The following is a 5,538-nucleotide window of genomic DNA, read 5'->3' on the forward strand; positions in this document are numbered from 1 at the left end:
CGCACCGACTGCGCCAATGTGCTGGCCAAGAATCTCAAGGAAGAACAGGCGACAGATCGCAAGCTCACCGAAATGGCGGAAAGCAAGATCAACCTGCAGGCAGCCGAATAAGGCTGCAATCCGGCCGGCTGGTAACTCGGCCGGCCGGATTGCCGGTAGGTTCCATCCCGTCAGCGAGACGGGTCGACGCCCAGTGCCGCTGATTGCTTGCGCAGCGCCTCACCGTCATCCTGCGGCACATGCCGAGCAGACCCTGCGGTTTCCGTGTAGATGCGATACGCTACACAAGCGAACGCCACCATGAAAAGCAGACGGCCCATCCATCCTACTCCTTCGTTGCGGACTTCGTTTCGGCCATCCTCAGTACCCTCCGACGACGGGCAAGATTTCGCCGGTGATGTAGCTCGAGCAATGCGGCGAAGCGAGGAACACATAGGCCGGCGCGAGCTCTTCCGGTTGCGCTGGTCGTTTCATTGGCGTGTCGGCGCCGAATTTCGAGACGTCGTCAGCTTCCTTGTCCGACGGATTGAGCGGCGTCCACACCGGACCCGGTGCTACCGCATTCACCCTTATGCCCTTGCCGATGAGATTGCCCGACAGGGCCCGCGTGAAAGCATGAATGCCGCCCTTGGTCATCGAATAGTCGACCAGCTGTTTTGAACCGTCGATACCGGTTACCGAACCGGTGTTGATGATCGCCGAACCGGGTTTCATGTGCGGCACCGCTTCCTGCGCCATATGAAAATAGCCGTAAAGATTGGTCTTCAACGTCGTGTCGAAATGTTCTTCGGTGAGCTCGCCGAAGTCGCTGGAATGGATCTGGAACGCAGCATTGTTGACCAGCACGTCGATGCGGCCGAATTTTTCAACGGTCTCCATGACCGCCTTGTGGCAGTGGCTGCGTTCGCTGACATCGGCCTTGACCAGGAGGCAGCGTCGTCCCTCCTTTTCCACCGCGGATTTGGTCTCTTCAGCGTCCTTGTCCTCGGCCAGATAGACGATCGCGACGTCGGCGCCCTCGCGGGCGAACAACACCGCCACCGAGCGGCCGATGCCCGAATCGCCGCCCGTGATGAGCGCTACCTTTTGGTTGAGTTTTTTCGATCCGAGATAGTAAGGCGCATCGTACAGCGGCGCCGGCTCTATGGCCCATTCATGTCCCGGTTTGGGCTGATGTTGCTCAGGGAAGGGGGGCTCGGGATATTCGCGGGCGCCAGCCTGCATGGCGCCTTGAAGCTTCCCATCGCCTTTCGATTTGTCCTTGGCATCGATGCCACGTTGGATATGGCGCTGCTTGGCCGCTTCACCGGCTATTTCCGACTTCATCTGCATGATCGTCTCCTTGGCTTGGAGAGAAAACAACGCATGTCGGCCAAAAAGGTTTTGCGCAAAAGATCGACTGCAGAGAGGATTCCGACCAGCGGTTGGCAATGCGTGGCGACGACATCGCCAACTGCAACAATTCAGCTGCAATGCAGCCGCACCAGCCACCGCCGCGATGGGATCGAGCATCTGGGGCTTGCCCGCTGCCTGCGCCGCCTTGGCGGCGAGCCAAACGTGATGATGTGGACTGGGAAGCTCTTGCGTCGCGTGCGCAAAGCAGCGCCATCCGGTCTGCTCCGGGCGGAGCGCCGGAATTCTATCTTGGCGAGAGGCCGTCGAGCAGGAAGTCGAGGCCTCTTCGGAAGGCGCCATCCCAATCGTTGTCCAACAGCAGACGAGAGCGTTCGATTGTCGGGTAGTGTTCGCTGAGATGTGTAAGACGCTGCTGTGCGGCTGCCCTGTCTTCTTCCGAGAGATCGAAGCTTGCCCGGGTGAGGGTGGCGCCCATCACATAGTTCCAGAGCGACCATATCGCGGCGTTCAGATCCGCGTCCGCAACACCGGCTCTGGACAAGGTCTTGCTCAGCATTTCCAGGCGACCGAGAATGTTCCGACCGAGCGCCCGGCGCGGCAACAGCGATGCCGACCAAGGATGGCGCAACATTCTGGCGCGCCAGTCTTCGAGCATATGAACGACGTCTCCGCGCCAGTCCGGAGACTCACCTGTTTCAGGCGATCCGCGATGTTCGAGCACCGAATCGACTGCTAGATCAAAGACATCCTCCTTGTTGTCGACGTGCCAATATAGACTCATCACACCCGAGCCGAGGCGATCGGCCAGCCGACGCATTGTCAATCCGTCTATGCCCTGGGCGTCCAGCAGTTCCACCGCGGTCGCCACGATACGCTCTCGAGACAGCGGCGGCTCGGTGCTCGCTTGCTGCACGGGCTGGAGCGACACGCTTATCCGTTGATCCCCTTTGCTCCGGGCGCCGCTGCGTTTGGCTACCATCCGTCGTCCTCGCTTTTTCAGAACATCGATTTTGACCGGCAACGCGACAAATGTCGATCTTGAGCGATTGACTCGTACGACGTACCATACGATGACTCGTACATCGCACGATTCACGTAGCGATTAGGTTAAAGTTCAATCTGCAGGCGCCAGGGTAGGTTGCTCGCAGGCTGCGGAGCCAAGCGAAAAACCATGTCACGCGCAATCAAGCATCTGCTTATCGGAGGGCTAATCATCATGACCATTGCAGTCCCCACTGCGTCGCCGGCGAACGAGTTCAAGCTGACTATTGTCAATCCACAGGCACTCTACGACCCGTCGCCGAATGGCTACAGCACCGCCGTAATCGCACCGCTCGGAGCTCGGATCGCCTACATCTCCGGGCAGGGCGGCCAAGACAGCACAGGAACCTTGTCACCGGATTTCGCCGTCCAGGTGAAGCAGGCCTACGCAAATTTGCATGCTGCGCTTGAGGGCATCGGCGCCAAGCCGGATCAGGTGGCGAAGCTCACGGTCTTCGTGGTCGACCACGACATGTCCAAGCTCGAGGTGTTGACCAGGAACGTCAAGGACATGTTCGGCGAGGCGCTGCCGGCGCAGACTCTGGTTCCCGTTCCCAAGCTTGCAATCGATCCCATGCTTTTCGAGGTGGAGGCCACCGTTATTCTGGAATAGTCGCTCCGATTGACCCGATCGTTCGAACAAAGAGTCGAGCGCGCTGCCGACGGCTGCGCGCTCACAATATCGAGCGGATGTTTCCAAGCCTCACGTGTTTCCAGGCTGAAGCCTCCAAGGGAACTGGAAAGTGAAGTCGGGGACCGCCGCATCCATGCCGCTCGCCGTATCCAAAAGTCGCATAAGATAGATTATGGAACTAACGCATGGGCCAAGAACTGTAAATTGCCGCTGATTCTCATAGGCTTGAGCCGATTGTGGCGTATTGCCTTGAGCGGATCGCCAACGCTAGGCTGTTGAAATGAAGATGGCAAACAGCGAGATCGAAGCGGCAATCGAAGTGTTCGTGCATGGCTTCAGCGCTGATAGGAGCCGCACCTTTCCTTACGAGGCCAGCCGCGTTGGACCATTGTGGCTGATGCGCGATGCCGAACGCAAGAATCCTCGCGATTACCGCGGCGAAGAATGGGTCGTCCATGACGTCGCCGCTCAAGAGACCGATGCCGTCGTGCGGCAGCATGCGCGGCCGGGCTTTGCCATTTCCGTTGTGATCGCGAACGACGATCCGGACGGGCCGACACGAACCGCCTACAAAGCTCTCGGCTACCGGCTGCTGCGGACCGAAGGCTTTTTCGTCCACCGATTGCACCGGATTCCGAACCCGCCATCGGTTGCTTCGGTCGAACGCGTGCAGACGGCCGAACGGGCGGCACAGTTGGGAAAGATCATCCGCAGGCAGCCGATCCCAGACGATTTGCTCGGCGACACCGCGCCGTTCCGCCAGTATGTGGCAATCGACGGCGCCGACATCGTTGGGCGCGTTCGCAGCCTGGATGCCGTGGGAGCCACCTGGTGTTCGAGCATGTATGTCGAGCCGTCGCACCGGCGTCGCGGCATTGGTCAGGCTTTGATATCGAAAATGTTGCACGACGATCGCGCGCGCGGGTCAAGGTACTCGGTGCTGGCAGCAACCCATGCCGGGGCGCTGCTTTATCCCCGGATGGGCTACGAGCGGATCGGAACGCTGCTGATATTTGCACCAAGGAGCCGAAAGCCCTCATGAAGCTCTATTCGCATCGTGCTGATTCATAAGGGATTTCTATAACCATGCCGTCATAGGCGGGTTCGACATTGGCTGGTGTCTCGGCCATCACCGAGACGTAGTCGAGCGGCACGTGCATATGTGTCAGCACCGCATGTATCGGCGCCAGCCGCTGGATCCATTCAAGCGCTTCGCCAAGTGACAGATGACTTGGATGCGTCCGGTACTGCAGCGCGTCGATGATCAGCACGTCGAGGTCGCCCAGCCGTTCGGCGGTGGGTTCCGGAAAGTCGCTGATGTCGGGGCAATAGGCGAGACCGCCAATGCGGAAACCGAGCGATACGATGTCGCCGTGGATCTGCGGCAGCGGCTCGAGGGTGAGGGTACCCCCCTCTCCTTCGACGACCACCGGCCTGGTGTGGTCGATGAGATGCGGCCTGACGATCGGCGGATAGGAACTGCCTTGCGGCGTCTCGAAACAGTATCCGAACGCTTCCCGCAGCCGAAGCATCGTCGCCCTGTCGGCATGGACGTCGATGAGCTGGCGCTGATCGAGGACGAAACCGCGCAGATCGTCGATGCCATGGATATGGTCGGCATGCGGGTGGGTATAGACGACCGCATCGACACGTTTGACGCCGGCCAGCAGCATCTGCTGCCGAAAATCCGGCCCCGTGTCGATGACGACAGTCGTTCGGCTGCCGTTCGCCGCAATCCGCTCGACGAGCGCGGCGGCACGGGTGCGCCGGTTCCTGGGGTTGTCGGGGTCGCAATTGCCCCAACCGCCGGTGATGCGCGGCGTACCTGGGGACGAGCCGCAGCCGAGAATGGTGAGGCGCAGCCGGTCAGTCATCGTTCAGGCACTTTGCTCTGCAGGCCGCGGCATCTTGCCGAACAGCCGGAAGAAATTATCTGTGGTCAGATCGGCGATTTCAGCTTCGCTTACCCCGATCGTTTCGGCCAGCACTTTGGCGGTATGGGCGACATAGGCGGGCTCGTTGCGTTTGCCGCGAAACGGCACGGGCGCCAGATAGGGCGCATCGGTTTCGACCAGCAATCGGGCATGCGGGACATCGGCGGCAATGGCACGCAACTCAGCTGAATTCTTGAAGGTCAGGATGCCCGAGAACGACACGTAGCCACCGAGAGCGACGCCCACCTCGGCAAGCCGGCGCCCGGAAGAAAAGCAATGCAGGATGAAGGGGAAGGCGCCCTTCCCTGTTTCGTCCTCGAGAATATCAGCCATGTCGGCATCGGCATCGCGCGAATGGATGACCAGCGGCAGCCCCGTTTCACGGGCGGCGGCGATGTGGTTGCGAAAGCCTTGCGCCTGTGCATCGCGTGGCGCCTTGTCGTAAAAATAGTCGAGACCGGCCTCGCCGATGGCCACTACTTTTGGGTGCGCGGATAGCCGCACAAGCTCCTCGACCGTGATATCCAGTTCTTCGGCCGCATTGTGCGGATGAGTGCCGACAGAGCAATAGAT

Annotated in this window: 8 protein-coding genes; 3 read left to right on the forward strand and 5 right to left on the reverse strand. The window is 60.1% G+C overall.

What is annotated here, in order from left to right; translation table 11 throughout:
• Nucleotides 1–111 (forward strand): DUF892 family protein (locus EN884_RS23795; RefSeq protein ID WP_128360764.1); only part of this gene is annotated, 111 nt, incomplete at its 5' end.
• A gap of 59 nt (nucleotides 112–170) precedes the next feature.
• Here the strand turns inward: EN884_RS23795 and EN884_RS23800 are convergent.
• The 3 genes from EN884_RS23800 to EN884_RS23810 form a co-directional block, all read right to left on the reverse strand.
• Nucleotides 171–320 (reverse strand): hypothetical protein, encoded by a 150-nt coding sequence (locus tag EN884_RS23800; RefSeq protein WP_013531568.1) that lies wholly within the window; start codon nucleotides 318–320, stop codon nucleotides 171–173.
• 40 nt (nucleotides 321–360) lie between these two features.
• Nucleotides 361–1,332, reverse strand: a complete 972-nt coding sequence (locus tag EN884_RS23805) for an SDR family oxidoreductase (RefSeq protein ID WP_024505521.1) — start codon at nucleotides 1,330–1,332, stop codon at nucleotides 361–363.
• A gap of 307 nt (nucleotides 1,333–1,639) precedes the next feature.
• On the reverse strand, nucleotides 1,640–2,335 hold the full coding sequence (locus EN884_RS23810) for a TetR/AcrR family transcriptional regulator C-terminal domain-containing protein (protein WP_013531570.1): 696 nt from the start codon (nucleotides 2,333–2,335) through the stop codon (nucleotides 1,640–1,642).
• Nucleotides 2,336–2,527: 192 nt separating this feature from the next.
• On the opposite strand from EN884_RS23810, the gene EN884_RS23815 reads away from it, so the two are divergent.
• The gene (locus tag EN884_RS23815; protein ID WP_027161647.1) at nucleotides 2,528–3,010 is read left to right on the forward strand and encodes a RidA family protein; all 483 of its coding nucleotides are present in this window, start codon (nucleotides 2,528–2,530) and stop codon (nucleotides 3,008–3,010) included.
• A 301-nt stretch (nucleotides 3,011–3,311) separates the two neighbouring features.
• Complete coding sequence (locus EN884_RS23820) at nucleotides 3,312–4,073, forward strand: GNAT family N-acetyltransferase (RefSeq protein WP_013531572.1); 762 nt, start codon at nucleotides 3,312–3,314, stop codon at nucleotides 4,071–4,073.
• Between the two features lie 4 nt (nucleotides 4,074–4,077).
• On the opposite strand, the gene EN884_RS23825 is transcribed toward EN884_RS23820, so the two are convergent.
• Together EN884_RS23825 and EN884_RS23830 are read right to left on the reverse strand one after the other, a co-directional pair.
• Nucleotides 4,078–4,905, reverse strand: a complete 828-nt coding sequence (locus EN884_RS23825) for an MBL fold metallo-hydrolase (protein WP_128360765.1) — start codon at nucleotides 4,903–4,905, stop codon at nucleotides 4,078–4,080.
• Nucleotides 4,906–4,908: 3 nt separating this feature from the next.
• Nucleotides 4,909–5,538: TatD family hydrolase (locus tag EN884_RS23830; protein ID WP_164895124.1), on the reverse strand; the 630-nt coding region annotated here is incomplete at its 5' end.

It is taken from the genome of Mesorhizobium sp. M7A.F.Ca.AU.001.01.1.1 (assembly GCF_004022735.1).
GTDB lineage: Bacteria > Pseudomonadota > Alphaproteobacteria > Rhizobiales > Rhizobiaceae > Mesorhizobium > Mesorhizobium ciceri.

Coding starts and splice junctions, on each gene's coding strand:
- EN884_RS23800 (WP_013531568.1), bottom strand. CDS start 320: ATGGGCCGTCTGCTTTTCATGGTGGCGTTCGCTTGTGTAGCGTATCGC.
- EN884_RS23805 (WP_024505521.1), bottom strand. CDS start 1,332: ATGCAGATGAAGTCGGAAATAGCCGGTGAAGCGGCCAAGCAGCGCCAT.
- EN884_RS23810 (WP_013531570.1), bottom strand. CDS start 2,335: ATGGTAGCCAAACGCAGCGGCGCCCGGAGCAAAGGGGATCAACGGATA.
- EN884_RS23815 (WP_027161647.1), top strand. CDS start 2,528: ATGTCACGCGCAATCAAGCATCTGCTTATCGGAGGGCTAATCATCATG.
- EN884_RS23820 (WP_013531572.1), top strand. CDS start 3,312: ATGAAGATGGCAAACAGCGAGATCGAAGCGGCAATCGAAGTGTTCGTG.
- EN884_RS23825 (WP_128360765.1), bottom strand. CDS start 4,905: ATGACTGACCGGCTGCGCCTCACCATTCTCGGCTGCGGCTCGTCCCCA.